Raw genomic sequence first — 17325 nt, forward strand, 5'->3', positions numbered from 1 at the left:
AAAATTCGACATAGACGTTGATCAAACCAATCCTCAAATCCGTTTCATGTCACAATAGAAAAAATAACGTAAGGACATTTTATGATCGCCTTTACTCCCCTTACAGCTGCCACTTTTCAGGGCTTTGTGGATTATTTCGTGCCCGACTACGCCGCAGAAATTGTTACCAGCTATCAGCTCAGTGAAACCGAGGCATTGGCCCATGCCAGGCAGGAAATAGAGAACAGTTTTCCGCTGGCAGAAAACACGCCGGGTCAGACGCTGCTTTGCATTACACAGCAGGAAAATAACCGCGAAATGCATATTGGTTACCTGTGGTACAAAACCAATGCGCTGCAAAAATCCGTTTTTATTAATGAGTTTTATCTCTTTGCGCCGTTTCGCAATAAGGGCCTCGGGCGTAAAGCGTTAATTGCACTTGAAGAGAGGCTAAAGCATGAGGGATGTCATCAAATTCAGCTGCGCGTTGCCGGTGATAACGCACAAGCCCGGCACGTTTATGAAACCAGTGGCTTCAGAGTCACGGGCGTGAATATGAATAAAGTGCTGTGATAAGCGTGGCGATGGGAGGTGTTACCCCGGCAAGAACGGTTACGTCATCCTTGAGTCACCTGAAAGACCACGCGCGGTCTCACCAGGGTAACGTGTTCTGCTGCCTGGTGTTGGCGAATTGAGCAGAACACGTTGAAATCCTATACCACTGAAAGGATTAATCAAATAAAAATAATTTATCGATCGACAAAACCGATCGGCAGATCACTTTTTGATCAAACCCATACCCGACAGCCATATGCCATCGGGTAAGCGATCAGCGCTTCAGCGGTTGTCCGGCCGTTTCCCGTGCGCGCAAAACGGTCAGGAAGGTAATCAGTGCGGCCCCCATTACATAGTATGCCGGGGAGAATTTGTCGCCCGTGGCGGTAATAAGCCAGACGGAGAACCACGGCGTTATGCCACCAAAGAAGGCAACCGCAAAGTTATAGGCAATGGATAATCCGCCGTAGCGCACGCTGGTGGGAAACAGTTCCGCCATTGCCGCACTGCAGGCACCATCAAAAGCGGCTATAAATGCGCCTAACATCACCATCGCCAGCACCGCCGAGAGCATATCGCCTCTCGCCATCAGCATCATTGCCGGGTAGCTCAGCAGAATAAAGCCCGCACACCCTGCCAGCATCAGCGGCTTCCGGCCAAACTTATCGGACAGTAGCCCCATAAACGGCACCAGTACCGCCACCGAAAACAGGCCAATGGTGGTGATGGCATAGGAGTCCAGCTTCGAATAATGCAGTTCGGTCGAGAGATAGCCCGGCATAAAGGTTTGCAGCGTCCAGTGGCCAACCGCCTTGATCACCACAAAACCCACGCAGAACAGCAGAGCCGCCCAGGCGCGGGTGACCGCAGAACGCAGCGGTGTGGCATCGGTTTTTCCTTGCTGTTGGGCTTCAAGAAACTCCGGTGAATCCTCCAGATGTTTTCGCAGGTAGAGCCCAACCCAACCGAGCGGGCCGGCAATCAGAAACGGAATGCGCCATCCCCAGTCGTTCATGGTGCTCTCACCCAGCGTGGCGGTAAGCAGGAAAACCAGCCCGGAACCGGCGACAAAGGCCATAAATCCGAAGTTATCGATCCAGCAGGTGAAATAGCCGCGTTTATGCGTCGGGGCATATTCCGCCAGATAGGTGGTCGCACCGGAGCTTTCGCCCCCTGCGGCGAATCCCTGCACCAGACGGGTTATCACCAACAGCACCGTAGCCGTAATGCCTATCTGATGATACGTTGGCAACAGCCCCATCACAAAGGTGGCGCCCGATGTCAGTAAAATCACCGTTGCCAGGACTTTTTGCCGCCCTTTTCTGTCGCCCAGCGAGCCAAAATAGAGGCCCCCCAGCGGCCGCATAATAAAACCCGCGCCAAAGACAGCGAACGATGAAAGTAACGCCACGCTGGGATTTTCAGCATGAAAAAACTGTAAGCCGATAATGGCAGCGAGCGTGCCGTACAAACCGAAATCAAACCATTCGACAAAATGGCCCACGCCGGTGGCAAGTAAAACCTTCCGTAATTTACGCGACGCAGTGACCCCTTCTGGCTGGACCGTCTGTTCGAGAGATTGCTGTGCAGGCTGTGACATAGCCCCTCCATTGATGACAGTGTTTCTATAATAGATATACTGTCAGTGCGAATTTCGCACAGCAGCTAACATCCAAAGTGTGATAACCGCCCTGCTTTAAACGTAAAATATTCATCACGGTCACATTTTCCGCCAGCGATGGGATGTAGCGCAGTGTAGCGTTAAACCCGTCCGCTTTCTTCACAACGCGAAGAAAACGGGGTGACTGGCCTTAGCACGGGCATAAAAAAACCCTGCCAGGGCAGGGTCTTATCACTACAAATAGCGCATCAGCGACGCGCACGCACAATCTGGTATTTGCGCGTCAGGTACTCTACTGGCGCACTCCAGATATGCACCAGGCGTGAGAACGGGAAGAGTACAAACAGCGTCATCCCCAGTACAAGGTGCATACGGAAGATAAAGGCCACGCCGTCGAGATGCGCGGAGGCCCCGCCGTGGAAGGTCACGACAGATTGTGCCCAGCCAACCAGCTTCATCATCTCGCTACCGTCCATATGCTGAGCAGAGAATGGAATGGTCAACAGCCCCAACGTACATTGCAACATCAGCAGCGCCATAATCAGGATATCAGCAGTCGTTGAGGTAGCACGAATACGTGGGTTAAACAGGCGGCGCTTAAGTAACATTACGCCACCAACCAGCGTCAACACGCCGCTGGCACCCCCTGCAAACATTGCCATTTTCTGCTTAATCTCAATCGGCAGGAAAGATTCGTACATCCAGTGTGGCGTCAACATACCCAGCGCGTGACCGGCGAAAATACCCAGGATGCCGATGTGGAAAAGGTTGGACCACAGGGTCATGCCTTTTCGATCCAGCATCTGGCTGGAACCCGCACGCCAGCTGTACTGGCCGTAGTCATAACGCAGCCAGCTACCGACCAGGAAGACAGTCCCTGCAAGATACGGGTAGATATCAAAGAAGAACATATTCAGGAAGTGCATTATTGCTGTCCTCCGGTTGTGATATTCAGATATTGCGGAGCCACGGCACCGGCAAAACGGCGCTGGTGGCTGGTGATTTCAGACTCACCACACCCCTGTTCAGCGAAGAATTTCACCTGCTCTTCTTCCCACACCGCATCAAGCGCCTGCGGCGTATCGTCACGCGCTTCATCGGCAATCTTTTCGGCCACTTTCTGGCTGTCGATGACCGTGTCAGCCAGGGCCAGCAGGGCATCAAACAGCACGGCATACTGACTTTGACGCTGCTGTAAACGGGCACTGAGCAGAGCCAGAATCGGTGCGATATCCTGCAAACCGCCCAAGGCCTCTTCGGCAGGTAACTGCGCCAGATACTCCAGGTACAGCGGCAGATGATCCGGTAACTCACGGCTGTCCAGCTCCAGGCCGTGCTGTTCATATTGACCGAGCAGGTCGACCATCGCCTGACCGCGGTCACGGGACTCACCGTGCACGTGCTCGAACAACAGCAGCGACGTGGCGCGCCCACGATCAAAGAGCTCGCTGTAGGCCGACTGCGCATCCAGCAGATCCTGATTCACTAAATCGCGCAGGAATACGGTTAACGCTGAACGATGCGCTTTTGGCAAATGTTCGGCTGACGCAAGCGCATCGAAGCACGCCTGTTGATGCTGCCATAAGGCAGCATCGGGGTATTCCAGTAAACGGGAAACAATCACCAGTTCAATCATGGGTGTGGCTCCGTTTTCACTGTGACATCCACCGCATCAATACGGCGACTGTTGAACAGATTGAATTTGGTATCCGAACCGTGGCAGCCATCACCGAAGGTAAAGCCACAACCGCTTTTCTCCGGGAAGGCGTCACGGGCCAGTTCGCGGTGGCTGCTTGGAACCACGAAACGATCTTCGTAGTTGGCAATCGCCAGGTAACGGTACATCTCCTGCGCCTGCGCTTCGGTTAAGCCCACCTCTTCCAGCGCACGGGTGTCGATTTTGCCGTCAACGGTTTCAGTGCTTTTGTAGTGACGCATCGCCAGCATACGTTTCAGCGCCAGCAGTACCGGTGCGGTGTCACCGGCGGTCAGCAGGTTCGCCAGATACTGTACCGGGATACGCAGGCTGTCCACGTCAGGCAGAATGCCGTTGCTGCCAAGCTCACCCGCATCGGCCGCAGACTGAATCGGTGACAGCGGTGGTACATACCAGACCATCGGCAGTGTGCGGTATTCCGGGTGCAGCGGCAGCGCCAGCTTCCAGTCCATCGCCATTTTGTAAACCGGCGACTGCTGGGCCGCGTCAATTACGCTTAACGGAATTCCGTCTTTAAGGGCCTGTTCGATCACTTTCGGGTCGTTCGGGTTGAGGAACACGTCCAGCTGACGCTGGTACAGGTCTTTCTCATTTTCGGTACTTGCCGCATTTTCAATAGCATCTGCGTCATACAGCAGCACGCCAAGGTAACGAATACGGCCCACGCAGGTTTCGGAACAGACGGTCGGCTGACCGGCTTCGATACGCGGATAGCAGAAGATACACTTCTCAGACTTGCCGCTCTTCCAGTTAAAGTAGATTTTTTTGTACGGGCAACCGGTGATGCACATGCGCCAGCCGCGGCATTTGTCCTGATCGATCAGCACAATGCCGTCTTCTTCACGTTTGTAAATCGCACCGCTCGGGCAGGTCGCCACGCACGCCGGGTTAAGGCAGTGCTCGCACAGACGCGGCAGGTACATCATGAAAGTGTTTTCAAACTGGCCGTACATCGCCTTCTGCATGTTTTCGAAGTTTTTGTCTTTCGACAGCTTCTCAAACTCGCCGCCCAGGTCATCTTCCCAGTTCGGACCATACTTGATCTTGTCCATACGCTGACCGGTTATCAGCGAACGCGGACGAGCAATCGGCTGGTGCTTACTGTCAGCCGGTGCGTTGTGCAGTGTCTGGTAGTCAAAATCAAACGGCTCGTAGTAATCGTCAATTTCCGGCATATGCGGGTTGGCGAAGATTTTGCCCAGAAGCCAGGCACGGTTACCCATACGCGGCTGCAGCTTGCCATTAATTTTGCGGATCCAACCGCCCTTCCACTTCTCCTGGTTTTCCCAGTCAGTCGGAAAGCCCGTTCCCGGTTTGGTTTCCACGTTGTTAAACCACGCGTATTCCATCCCTTCACGGCTGGTCCAGACGTTTTTACAGGTGACGGAACAGGTGTGGCAGCCGATGCATTTGTCGAGGTTGAGCACCATGCCGACTTGTGAACGAATTTTCATTTTGCGCTCTCCTGTACCTGGTCATTGCCTTCGCCGTCCAGCCAGTTAATGTTCTTCATCTTACGTACCACCACAAACTCATCGCGGTTGGAGCCAACCGTACCGTAGTAGTTAAAGCCATAGGCCAGTTGCGCATAGCCGCCGATCATATGGGTCGGTTTCGGGGTAATACGGGTAACAGAGTTGTGAATACCCCCGCGCTGCTCGGTAATTTCTGACCCAGGAATATTCACGATACGTTCCTGCGCGTGATACATCATCGTCATCCCGGCCGGGACGCGCTGACTTACAACCGCACGCGCGGTCAGTGCCCCGTTGCTGTTGAAGACTTCAATCCAGTCGTTATCCACGATACCCAGATCTCTGGCATCGGCTTCGCTCATCCAGACAATCGGGCCACCACGACCCAGGGTCAGCATCAGCAGGTTGTCGCTGTAGGTTGAGTGAATCCCCCACTTCTGATGCGGCGTCAGGAAGTTGAGCGCTTTTTCCGGATTGCCGTTGGACTTCTCGCCCATAACGGCGGTTACCGAACGGGTGTCGATGGGCGGACGGTAAACCAGCAGGCTTTCGCCAAAATCACGCATCCACTGGTGATCCTGATATAACTGCTGGCGGCCTGAGATAGTGCGCCACGGAATAAGCTCATGAACGTTGGTATAACCGGCGTTGTAAGAGACATGCTCATCTTCAAGACCAGACCATGTCGGGCTGGAGATGATTTTGCGCGGCTGTGCCTGGATATCACGGAAGCGGATTTTTTCCTCTTCTTTATTGGTTGCCAGGTGCGTATGGTCGCGGCCCGTAAATTCGCTGAGCGCCGCCCAGGCTTTTACGGCCACGTGGCCGTTGGTTTCCGGGGCGAGGGTCAGGATCATCTCTGCCGCATCAATCGCCGTATTCAGCATCGGCTGGCCTTTCGCCGGACCCTCTGCTTTGCTGTAGTTGAGCTTGCGCAGCAGATCCATTTCGCTCTGGGTATTCCAGGCAATGCCTTTACCACCGTTGCCGATTTTCTCCATCAGCGGTCCAATCGAGGTAAAGCGCTCCCAGGTAGCCGGGTAGTCACGTTCAACCTGAATCAGATGCGGCGCCGTCACGCCCGGAATCAGGTCACATTCGCCTTTTTTCCAGTCTTTAACGTCAAACGGCTGGGCAAGTTCAGCGGCGGAGTCGTGCTGAATCGGCAGCGTGACCAGGTCCGTCTCTTTACCCAGATGGCCCACGCACACTTCGGAGAATTTTTTGGCGATGGCTTTATAGATTTCCCAGTCGCTTTTCGACTCCCAGGCCGGGTCAACCGCGGCAGACAGCGGATGAATAAACGGATGCATATCCGAGGTATTCATGTCGTCTTTTTCGTACCATGTGGCGGTCGGCAGCACGATGTCGGAATAGAGGCAGGTGCTTGACAGGCGGAAGTCCAGCGTCACCACCAGATCCAGTTTTCCGTCAAGGCCGTTATCTTTCCACTCCACCTCTTCCGGTTTCACACCACCCTGTTTGCCCAGATCTTTGCCCTGGATACCGTGCTCAGTGCCGAGCAGATACTTCAGCATGTACTCGTGGCCCTTGCCGGACGACCCCAGCAGGTTAGAACGCCAGATAAACAGGTTGCGCGGGTGGTTTTTGCCGTTTTCCGGCCGTTCTGCCGCGAAGTGCATGGAGCCGTCTTTCAGGGATTTGACGGTGTAGTCAACGGCACTCATGCCCGCTTTTTTCGCCTCTTCGGCAATACGTAGCGGGTTTGTACCCAGCTGCGGTGCAGACGGCAGCCAGCCCATACGCTCTGCGCGCACGTTAAAGTCGAGCAGATGACCGGTGTAGCGCGATTTGTCCGCCAGCGGCGAAAGGAGCTCCTGCGCGGTAACGGTTTCATAACGCCACTGGCTGGAGTGGTTATAGAAGTAAGAAGTACTGTTCATGTGACGCGCCGGACGCTGCCAGTCAAGAGCAAACGCCAGCGGCTGCCAGCCGGTCTGAGGACGCAGTTTTTCCTGACCGACATAGTGTGCCCAACCGCCGCCACTCTGACCGATACAACCGCAGAACACCAGCATGTTGATGATCCCACGGTAGTTCATATCGAGGTGATACCAGTGGTTCATACCGGCACCAATGATCACCATTGAACGACCGTGGGTTTTATCCGCATTATCCGCAAACTCACGCGCCGTGCGGATAATGTTGGCGGCAGATACGCCGGTGATTTTCTCAGCCCAGGCCGGGGTATAGGCTTTGATTTCGTTGTAGCTTGTGGCGCAATTTTCATCGCCCAGACCGCGTTCCAGACCATAGTTGGCCAGCGTCAGGTCATAGACGGTGGTCACCAGGGCAGTGCTGCCGTCAGCCAGTTGCAGTCGCTTAACCGGCAGCTTGTGCAGCAAGACATTTTCCAGTTCAACTTTGCTGAAATGTTCGGTGCTGTCACCGCCAAAATAGGGGAAACCTACGCTGGCGATGTCATCGTGGCTGCCAAGCAGACTCAGTTGCAGCTCAGCCTCAGCGCCCGTTGTGCCGTCACGCTGTTCGAGGTTCCACTTGCCCTTCTCCCCCCAACGGAAGCCAATAGAGCCGTTCGGGGCGATCATCTCGCCTGTGTCGGTACAGGCGACGGTTTTCCACTGCGGGTTGTTGTCCTGACCGAGCGCATCCACCAGGTCCGATGCTCGCAGCATACGGCCTGCAGCATAGTAACCTTCACGCTCTTCGAGCATCACCAGCATCGGCATGTCGGTATAACGACGGACATAATCAGTGAAGTACTGGCTTGGGTTATCCAGATGGAATTCACGCAGCATGACGTGGCCCATCGCCAGCGCCATCGCCGCGTCAGTACCCTGCTTTGGTGCCAGCCACAAATCGCAAAGCTTAGCGATTTCAGCGTAATCCGGGGTTACCGCGACGGTTTTGGTACCTTTGTAGCGAACTTCGGTGAAGAAGTGCGCGTCCGGGGTACGGGTCTGCGGTACGTTGGAGCCCCAGGCGATAATGTAGCTGGAGTTGTACCAGTCGGCGGATTCCGGTACATCAGTCTGCTCGCCCCAGGTTTGCGGAGAGGCTGGCGGCAGGTCGCAATACCAGTCGTAGAAGCTCAGGCAGGTGCCGCCAATCAGCGACAGGTAACGTGCGCCGGAGGCATAAGAAACCATCGACATCGCCGGGATGGGCGAGAAGCCGGCGACACGGTCCGGGCCGTAGGTTTTGATGGTATAGACGTTAGAAGCGGCAATCAGCTCATTCACTTCCTGCCAGCTTGAGCGCACGAAACCGCCACGACCACGGGCCTGCTTAAAGCTTTTGGCTTTCTCTGCGTCTTCAATGATTGAGGCCCAGGCGTTGACCGGATCAGGATGTGCCACTTTTGCTTCACGCCACATTTTCATCAGACGTTTACGCATCAGCGGGTATTTCAGGCGATTCGCGCTGTAAAGATACCAGGAGTAGCTGGCGCCACGCGGGCAGCCACGCGGCTCATGGTTTGGCATGTCCGGACGGGTGCGTGGGTAGTCGGTCTGCTGGGTTTCCCAGGTCACCAGACCATTTTTCACATAGATTTTCCAGCTGCATGAACCGGTGCAGTTAACGCCGTGGGTAGAACGGACAATCTTGTCATGCTGCCAGCGGCTTCGGTATCCATCCTCCCAATCCCGGTTTGTTTCGAGAAGCTGGCCATGCCCATCGGCAAAGGTGTCGCCCTTCTGTTTGAAGTAGCGAAACCGGTCCAGGAATTTACTCATCGGGTCTCTCCTGTTTGGAGCCTGACGGCTCTCTGATAAATCGACATTGCTGCAATGGCTGCGAAAGTAACGCTATGAAAGGTGGTAAGAATTGATGACGATCAAGACGGACTGGCTTGTTCTGGCGGGTGCAAAATCAACCTACCCCCAAAGGGGGATAAATAACCAGCAGTTAAACTAATGATAAATAACGTTTATAATTAATTCCCTGCAAACAAAAAGGAATAAAACCTGCCAGGGAGGTATTAAGGGGTAGTTTCCCTGCTGAACGTCAGTGCGCACGGTGCTTCATGACCGGTATCACACATTAGGATGTTGTAACTAATATACGCGTAAAAAAAAGCGCGGCAGAACACCGCGCAAGGATAATCAACAGTAACTTACTTTTTATTGGAATGTCGGCCATACACGAACCAGGTGATCACCACACAGGCTACGTAGAATACAAGGAACACTTTCATTGCCCCGGCCGGTGAACCGGTCAGTGCCAGCGATGTGCCGAACGCTTTAGGAATGAAGAACCCACCGATAGCGCCAATCGCTGAGATAAAGCCCAGAGCTGCTGCCGTTTCGGTCGCCGCTTCACGCAAGGCAGTGGCTTCACTGCCCCCGGAATTTTTCACCCGTTCCAGCGTCATCTTACGGAAGTTCACCGAGATCATCTGGAAGGTCGAACCACTGCCCAACCCGGCGGTCAGGAACAGCATCAGGAAGACGCCGAAGAAGGCGATAAAATTACCGCCCACGCCATTGGTTGGCAGCGTCAGGAACAGCAAGGCACTAAAGATTGCCATCAGCACAAAGTTCACCAGCGTAACACGGGTGCCACCCAGACGGTCCGACAGCGCCCCGCCCGCTGAACGCGCCAGGGCACCAATCAACGGACCAAAGAAGGCGTAATGCATAATGACCACATCAGGAAACTGGGTTTTAGAGAGCATGGCAAACCCGGCAGAAAAACCAATAAAAGAACCGAAAGTGGCGAGGTACAGAAAGCTCATGATCCACATGTGCTTACGTTTGAGCACCGGTAACTGCGCGCGCAGTGAGGCTTTCGAGGTCGCCAGTTCGTTCATGCCAAACCAGGCGGCGAGCGTAAACACGGCCAGGAACGGCACCCACACCCATGCGGCGTTAGCGAGATAAATCATGCTACCGTCTGGCTGAGCAACGCCGGTTGCGCCAAAAAAGGCAAAAAGGGAGAACGAAATCGCCAGCGGCGCGAGCAATTGCATGACGCTGACGCCGAGATTACCGAAGCCACCATTAATGCCGAGCGCACTGCCCTGCTTCTCTTTCGGGAAGAAGAAGCTGATGTTCGCCATGCTGGAGGCAAAATTAGCCCCGGCAAAGCCGCACAGCAGGGCAATAATAATAAAGGTGCTGAAGGGCGTGGAGGTATCTTCAACAGCAAAACCGAGCCAGACACAAGGTATGATCAAAATACCGGTACTGAACGCCGTCCAGCGGCGACCGCCAAACACGGGCACCATAAAGGAGTAAGGTACGCGCAGCAGCGCTCCAGAAACCGAGGGTAAAGCCGTTAACATAAAGAGTTGGTCAGTGGAGAACCGGAAGCCGACTTTGTTCAGGTTTACTGCGACAGCACTGAATAACATCCATACACAGAACGCCAGCAGCAGACAGGGGACGGAAATCCACAGGTTGCGGCTGGCAACGCCGTTGCCCTGTTGCTGCCAGAACGCCGGGTCCTCAGGACGCCAGTCGGAAATGACCCGATCGGTTGCCCTTTGCGGGGTAGTAGAGTGGCTCATAGACACCTCTGATTATTGATTCGACGCCTGCCACCATAGTTTTTACCGCGCAACTTAAGTTGATATAAATCAAAGGAAAAGTTCACGATATATTGGCCAAAAAAACATCATGCTCACTTATGAGTAGGTGAAAGTGTTAAAAAAAGTGTGGTTTTTCACGGTGCTGGGCGCACCCGCAAAAACCCTACTCGTTTTGTTGAAAAGCCTGACGATAAAGAGGTAATCCTTTTGGGGTATGGGTATACCCCAGGCGATGGCAGACAATGCAGTTCATTCTCATCTCGCCAGCCGGAGCCCCGCCTCTTATGCTTAAACGCCGCTTTACACCGCTGACCCTGGTCAATCAGGTTGCGCTGATCATGCTACTTTCCACGGTTATTGGGGTGGCGGGAATGGGCATTTCCGGCTGGCTGGTGCAAGGGGTGCAGGGCAGCGCACATGCCATCAATAAAGCCGGCTCGTTGCGAATGCAAAGCTACCGCCTGCTGGCCGCCATCCCGTTACGGGAAGAGGATAAACCGCTGCTGCGTGAGATGGAGGAGACTGCATTTAGCCACGAACTGGCCGATGCTGCCGCGCGTGATGGCCAGCAAGCCCAGCTCCACGCCCTGCAACAATACTGGCGTAATGAGGTCGCTCCGGCCCTGCAACAGGCAACAGAGCCCAGAGCTGTCTCTGCCGAAATTGCTACCTACGTTAACCGTATTGACAGGCTCGTTACCGCCTTCGATCACAGCACTGAGCGGCGGGTGTCACATGTGGTCATCCTCCACCGGGTCATGGCGATTTTACTGGGGCTGATTTTGCTGTTTACCATTATCTGGCTGCGGGCCCGCCTGCTCTGGCCCTGGCAGCAACTGCTGAATATGGCGCGCGCCGTCAGTCAGCGCGACTTCCTCCAGCGGGCCAATATCAGCGGGCGCAATGAAATGGCGACGCTGGGTGCGGCGCTGAATAATATGTCAGCAGAGCTGGCAGAGAGCTATGCGGTGCTGGAGCAGCGGGTGAAAGAGAAGACCGCCGGGCTTGAGCAGAAAAATGAGATCCTCTCCTTCCTCTGGCAGGCTAATCATCGGTTACATTCGCGCATCCCGCTTTGTGAGCGTCTCTCGCCCGTACTGAACGGATTGCAGAACCTTACGCTGCTGCATGATATCGAACTGCGGGTGTACGACATGGAAGATGAAGAAAATCATCAGGAATTTACCTGCCAGTCCAACGCCAGCTGTGATGATAAAGGCTGCCATTTATGCCCCCGTGGCAAGCCTTTGCCGCCAACAAACGGCGGCACGACGCTGAAGTGGCGACTGGCGGATGCTCATACCCAGTACGGGCTGCTGCTGGCACAACTACCGCCGGGCCGCCATCTTAGCCACGATCAGCAACAACTGGTGGATACGCTGGTAGAACAGCTTACTGCAACCCTGGCGCTGGACAGGCACCAGGAACGCCAGCAGCAACTTATGGTGATGGAAGAGCGGGCGACCATCGCGCGTGAACTGCATGACTCCATTGCACAGTCGCTTTCCTGTATGAAAATGCAGGTCAGTTGCCTGCAGATGCAGGGGCAGGATCTGCCGGAGAACAGCCAGCAACTGCTCGGGCAGATCCGCACCGAACTCAACACTTCATGGGCACAGTTGCGTGAGCTGCTCACCACGTTCCGTTTACAGTTGACGGAACCGGGTTTGCGCCCGGCGCTGGAAGCGAGCTGCCTTGAGTACAGCGCCCGATTTGGTTTTCAGGTCAAACTGGATTATCAGCTTCCCCCTCGCCTCGTGCCTTCGCATCAGGCGATACATCTGCTGCAGATTGCCCGTGAAGCATTAAGTAATTCACTGAAACATTCTGGGGCCAGCGAGGTAACCGTCTCAGTGACACACCAGGAAAAACGCGTAGTATTGCGGGTCAGTGATAACGGCTGCGGCGTGCCGGAAAATGCCGAGCGAACCAACCATTATGGATTAATTATCATGCGCGACCGTGCGCAGAGCTTACGTGGTGATTGCCAGGTGCGACGCAGAGAGTCCGGCGGCACCGATGTGATTGTCACGTTTATCCCCGAAAATCTTCTCTCACCAGTGCAAGGAGATAACTATGACTAACCAGGAACCGGCCACCATTCTTTTGATTGACGACCATCCGATGTTGCGTACCGGCGTAAAACAACTCATCAGCATGTCGCCAGAGATAACCGTGGTAGGTGAAGCCAGCAACGGTGAGCAGGGTATTGAACTGGCCGAGGCGCTTGATCCGGATCTGATTCTGCTGGATCTCAATATGCCGGGGATGAACGGTCTGGAGACCCTCGACAAGCTGCGTGAAAAATCGCTGTCAGGTCGCGTGGTGGTCTTTAGTGTTTCCAATCACGAAGAGGATGTGGTGACCGCGCTGAAACGGGGCGCTGACGGTTATCTGCTAAAGGATATGGAGCCGGAAGATCTGCTTAAAGCGCTGCAACAAGCCGCTGCGGGCGAAATGGTATTAAGCGAAGCGCTGACCCCGGTGCTGGCCGCGAGCCTGCGAGCTAACCGTTCAGCGTCGGATCGAGATGTCAGCCAGCTTACGCCGCGCGAGCGCGACATTCTGAAACTGATTGCTCAGGGGCTGCCGAACAAGATGATTGCCCGCCGCCTGGACATCACCGAGAGTACCGTGAAGGTGCACGTAAAACATATGCTGAAAAAAATGCGCCTGAAATCGCGTGTGGAAGCGGCGGTATGGGTGCATCAGGATCGTATTTTCTGATTCAGTATGTCTACGCTTCTCAGTAGCTGTAACAGGGTACTTGCCGCCTGTTCCCCCTCACCCCCACCCTCTCCCCGGTGGGGCGAGGGAGAAAAGCGAGCCGCTGTCAGAAATTTAGCATCGTGGTGAACAGGAATATGACAGAAGGCGGAGTGTTCCGTTCACCTTACGTGTCGTGTGCCTCTGATGCCGCGCCACTTGTGAATAGCATCGCGGTGAACCGCAATATGTAACGCAGGCGGAATGTTCCGTTCACCTTACGTACTGTGTTTCTCTGTTGCCTATCCACACGCGAACAGCCATCGTAGTGAACAGAAATATGTAACGCAGCCGGAGTGTTCCGTTCACCTTACGTACCGTATTCCTCTGATGCCACTCCACCCGTGAACGTGCAAGGGAGGCTCGCCGCCGCCTCCCTTGCAACCCGGGCTCCCGGCAAGGAAAATCGCCGCTTCGCGGTCCATGCGCCTTATTCCGTCTGACTGTCGGGTCGGGGACCAGCCTGCGTCCCTGCAGGCTATCCCCTCCCCCCGCTTCCCTGCGGGCGGACCCGGTCAGCCGTCAACGCCGCATCGATTTTCAGCCGGACCACAACACCCTCGCTGCGAGAAAGTGCTCGGAAGATAGAACGGTTTCGCTGTCTGCCCGGTAAAATCCTGCAGCAATTATTTTCTTCATATGATTTCAGGCTTACCGCGAGGGGGTTGAGTCCCCGCTGAAACCGGCGAGCCGGAGGCCGGAAGACAAGGACTGGACGCCAGGGAGGGCGGACGGAGGTTTGTCGAGCCAGGACGGCGAGTCAAACCGGCCGCAGGCTGAAGGCCGGGAGGTGAGCGCAGTGCGCAGCACCGGTTTCGGTGCGGGGCCGCGGGGATTGCAAAGGGGGCCCCGGTGGCCCCCTTTGCACGTTCACGGGTGACTGTTTCGGCATGTTCTGCAGGTCTGGAGGTGAACGTAACACACCTCAGCGCCGCCCGTTTCCCCTCACCCCGACCCTCTCCCCGGAGGGGCGAGGGAGAAAAGCGAGCCGCTGTCAGGAATTTAGCATCGTGGTGAACAGGAATATGACAGGAAGGCGGAGCGTTCCGTTCACCTTGCGTACTGTGTTTCTCTGATGCCACTCCTCCCGTGAACGTGCAAGGGAGGCTCGCCGCCGCCTCCCTTGCAACCCGGGCTCCCGGCAAGGAAAATCGCCGCTTCGCGGCATTATTCGCCCCATCCCTGGGGCTCACCCCTTCGGGGCTGGCGCAGGCGCTATTCAAAATTGCTCCCGGCAATTTTGTCGCCTTATGCCGTCTGACTGTCGGGTCGGGGACCAGCCTGCGTCCCTGCAGGCTATCCCCTCCCCCCGCTTCCCTGCGGGCGGACCCGGTCAGCCGTCAACGCCGCATCGATTTTCAGCCGGACCACAACACCCTCGCTGCGAGAAAGTGCTCGGAAGATAAAACGGTTTTGCTGCTTTCTGGAAGAAATGCTACAGCAATTCCTCTTTTTCATTTTCTCCTGAAATAACAGCGAGGGGGTTGAGTCCCCGCTGAAACCGGCGAGCCGGAGGCCGGAAGACAAGGACTGTCCGCCAGGGAGGGCGGACAGAGGTTTGTCGAGCCAGGACGGCGAGTCAAACCGGCCGCAGGCTGAGGGCCGGGAGGTGAGCGCAGTGCGCAGCACCGGTTTCGGTGCGGGGCCGCGGGGATTGCAAAGGGGGCCGCGGTGGCCCCCTTTGCACGTTCACGGGTGACTGTTTCGGCATGTTCTGCAGGTCTGGAGGTGAACGTAACATACCTCAGCGCCGCCCATCCCCCTCACCCCGGCCCTCTCCCCGGTGGGGCGAGGGAGAAAACCGTGCCCCCTGGCAGGTTCAGCAGGTCTGGAGGTGAACGTAACACTCCTCAGACCCGCCCATCCCCCTCACCCCGGCCCTCTCCCCGGTGGGGCGAGGGAGAAAACCGTGCCCCTTTGCAGGTTCAGCAGGAATGGCAGTGAACGTAACACCCCTCAGACCCGCCCATCCCCCTCACCCCGACCCTCTCCCCGGAGGGGCGAGGGGGAAACGCGTGCCCCCTGGCAGATTCAGCAGGTCTGGAAGTGAACGTAACACACCTCAGAGCCACCCGTTTCCCCTCACCCCGACCCTCTCCCCGGTGGGGCGAGGGATAAAAGCGCCCCCCTTGCATGTTCAAAGGGAGAGGGGAAAGCGAACTGCCCTCCCCGCTATTACCACGGTGAAAACGCGGATGGCGTGATATCAGGCGGTGCGGTGATGGGTGCGGTTAACCTCAGGACTATCTCATTGGAAGCCACTCGCTGACCCTTCTCATCTTCTGCAATCACCGATAAGCGCCACTGATTCTGCGCCCCTTCACTGTTATCCCAGCGAGGCATAATGATGGTCCATCCCTCATCGCTGCTGGGGTTAACCGGCGGCGTCAGGCTTAAGGCCTGCGTGTCGCCCTGCCAGTTCAGTTCGCGCACGCCGTGGGTACTGTTAATCTGCAGTTTGAGCGCAACGGTTTCGCCCGGTTGCAGGTCCCACGGCGGGGTAGCGAGGTAGACGGAGAGCGTTTTGCGCTGGCGATACTCAAACACTGGCGCGGTATTGCGAACCGGATTGTCATAACGACTGCCCCGCAGCGAGCCGCTTTCGGTCAGTTCGTTTACCGAAAGCTGCTTCCACAGCGGCACGCCAAACTGGTAATTAAGCTTCAGCCCAAGATCGTTCTGACTGACGCCGCTTTCACCCTGCTTATGGTGCGCGGTAACCGTCACCAGCGGCACCGGGGTGTAACTCACCCCCACTTTGACCGCCACCGGGTTATGGTAGCCCGTGCCGGTATCAAAAAGATCAACATTGTCGCCGAAATACTGCTCGACACTCAGGCTGGTGTTGATTTTTTGCCAGAACGGCAGGCTGGCCTGCGCGGTAATATCATAGCCTCTAGCCATGCGCTGTTGCTGCGTTGCGGTACGATAATCCCAGCTACTCAGCGGTTCATAATAGTTAGCAGAAAACTGCAGCGACTCGCCCCAGACTTCTGCGCCTAACCCGGTGCGGGCACTATTGTCATCTATCAGATTGTCATAAAAGGTGCTGTAACCAATGCGCCAGTTGCCCGCGTTCCAGCGCTGGCCCACGCCGATGTTCCCTACCAGCCCGGCGTCCTGTTGCGTCAGCCCAAGCTGGCTCCAGCTCAGGTAGCGGTTAGTATCCTGCAGCGGAACAAACCAGTCGCCGTGGCTGCCGGTGAAGCCGCCGTCATCATCCACTTTGAAATCAACGGTCGCTTTACCCCAGGGAGATAACAGCGTTTCCACCTGTTGGTTCACTTCATCGCTGAGCACATCCCGCGCCTGACCGAGCGCAAACAACCGCGCCTGCTCGCCGGTCGTCAGCCCGTTATCGGTCATGCTCGCTTCGCCAAAGGCTTTCACCATCTCTGCAAGGTGCTTTTCCGCCGCCTGCGTTTGTGGGGCCATGCCTAAATCTGGCAGGTTATCGCCATCGTTATCAAAGGGATTTTGCGCTTTCTGCATATAGCTCTGCGCATCGCCAGCAGCATGGCCTGCCAGCGGCAGGACAAGAGAGAGAAGAATAAATAATGAGGACAACCAACGTATCACTGTAATGAACAATCGCTCCGGGCGTCGCCACTGAATGCCAGTTCACAGGGTAACGTTTTATGGCGACAATTTCAGCCCGTGAGTAAATTTCAGGAAAATCCTTAAACCTCCCGCCTCG

General features: G+C 55.7%; 10 protein-coding genes. 3 read left to right on the top strand and 7 right to left on the bottom strand.

All coding sequences use genetic code 11. The annotated features are described in order from the left end of the window. The first annotated feature begins 81 nt into the window (after window positions 1-81). Window positions 82-552 (top strand): GNAT family N-acetyltransferase, encoded by a 471-nt coding sequence (locus M1D91_RS12320; protein WP_437433527.1) that lies wholly within the window; start codon window positions 82-84, stop codon window positions 550-552. A 256-nt stretch (window positions 553-808) separates the two neighbouring features. On the opposite strand, the gene M1D91_RS12325 is transcribed toward M1D91_RS12320, so the two are convergent. From M1D91_RS12325 to M1D91_RS12350, 6 genes are all read right to left on the bottom strand, one after another. Next, on the bottom strand, window positions 809-2134 hold the full coding sequence (locus M1D91_RS12325; RefSeq protein ID WP_437433528.1) for an MFS transporter: 1326 nt from the start codon (window positions 2132-2134) through the stop codon (window positions 809-811). Between the two features lie 269 nt (window positions 2135-2403). Continuing rightward, a complete protein-coding gene (narI, locus tag M1D91_RS12330; RefSeq protein ID WP_437433529.1) occupies window positions 2404-3081 on the bottom strand; it encodes a respiratory nitrate reductase subunit gamma in 678 nt (225 codons plus the stop codon). Then, window positions 3081-3791 (bottom strand): nitrate reductase molybdenum cofactor assembly chaperone, encoded by a 711-nt coding sequence (narJ, locus tag M1D91_RS12335; protein ID WP_437433530.1) that lies wholly within the window; start codon window positions 3789-3791, stop codon window positions 3081-3083. Before narJ ends, narI begins: the two co-directional genes overlap by 1 nt. After that, window positions 3788-5326 carry a nitrate reductase subunit beta gene (gene narH, locus M1D91_RS12340; protein ID WP_437433531.1) on the bottom strand — a complete coding sequence of 513 codons (1539 nt, stop codon included), beginning with the start codon at window positions 5324-5326 and terminating at the stop codon, window positions 3788-3790. Before narH ends, narJ begins: the two co-directional genes overlap by 4 nt. After that, window positions 5323-9066 carry a nitrate reductase subunit alpha gene (locus tag M1D91_RS12345; RefSeq protein ID WP_437433532.1) on the bottom strand — a complete coding sequence of 1248 codons (3744 nt, stop codon included), beginning with the start codon at window positions 9064-9066 and terminating at the stop codon, window positions 5323-5325. Before M1D91_RS12345 ends, narH begins: the two co-directional genes overlap by 4 nt. Window positions 9067-9446: 380 nt before the next feature. Then, window positions 9447-10841, bottom strand: coding sequence for a NarK family nitrate/nitrite MFS transporter (locus M1D91_RS12350; RefSeq protein WP_437433533.1), 1395 nt, complete (start codon window positions 10839-10841; stop codon window positions 9447-9449). Window positions 10842-11146: 305 nt separating this feature from the next. On the opposite strand from M1D91_RS12350, the gene narX reads away from it, so the two are divergent. Next, window positions 11147-12946, top strand: coding sequence for a nitrate/nitrite two-component system sensor histidine kinase NarX (gene narX / locus M1D91_RS12355; protein WP_437433534.1), 1800 nt, complete (start codon window positions 11147-11149; stop codon window positions 12944-12946). Continuing rightward, entirely contained in the window at window positions 12939-13589 is a 651-nt protein-coding gene (gene narL / locus M1D91_RS12360) for a two-component system response regulator NarL (protein WP_437433535.1), read from the top strand. Before narX ends, narL begins: the two co-directional genes overlap by 8 nt. 2214 nt (window positions 13590-15803) lie before the next feature. Here the strand turns inward: narL and M1D91_RS12365 are convergent. Further along, entirely contained in the window at window positions 15804-17213 is a 1410-nt protein-coding gene (locus tag M1D91_RS12365; RefSeq protein WP_437432940.1) for a YchO/YchP family invasin, read from the bottom strand. Between the last annotated feature and the right edge of the window lie 112 nt (window positions 17214-17325).

The sequence above is a fragment of the Enterobacter sp. SA197 genome, assembly GCF_054131575.1.

Excerpts from the sequence above, each read along its gene's own strand:
- M1D91_RS12320 (WP_437433527.1), top strand. The coding sequence starts at position 82 with ATGATCGCCTTTACTCCCCTTACAGCTGCCACTTTTCAGGGCTTTGTG.
- M1D91_RS12325 (WP_437433528.1), bottom strand. The coding sequence starts at position 2,134 with ATGTCACAGCCTGCACAGCAATCTCTCGAACAGACGGTCCAGCCAGAA.
- narI (WP_437433529.1), bottom strand. The coding sequence starts at position 3,081 with ATGCACTTCCTGAATATGTTCTTCTTTGATATCTACCCGTATCTTGCA.
- narJ (WP_437433530.1), bottom strand. The coding sequence starts at position 3,791 with ATGATTGAACTGGTGATTGTTTCCCGTTTACTGGAATACCCCGATGCT.
- narH (WP_437433531.1), bottom strand. The coding sequence starts at position 5,326 with ATGAAAATTCGTTCACAAGTCGGCATGGTGCTCAACCTCGACAAATGC.
- M1D91_RS12345 (WP_437433532.1), bottom strand. The coding sequence starts at position 9,066 with ATGAGTAAATTCCTGGACCGGTTTCGCTACTTCAAACAGAAGGGCGAC.
- M1D91_RS12350 (WP_437433533.1), bottom strand. The coding sequence starts at position 10,841 with ATGAGCCACTCTACTACCCCGCAAAGGGCAACCGATCGGGTCATTTCC.
- narX (WP_437433534.1), top strand. The coding sequence starts at position 11,147 with ATGCTTAAACGCCGCTTTACACCGCTGACCCTGGTCAATCAGGTTGCG.
- narL (WP_437433535.1), top strand. The coding sequence starts at position 12,939 with ATGACTAACCAGGAACCGGCCACCATTCTTTTGATTGACGACCATCCG.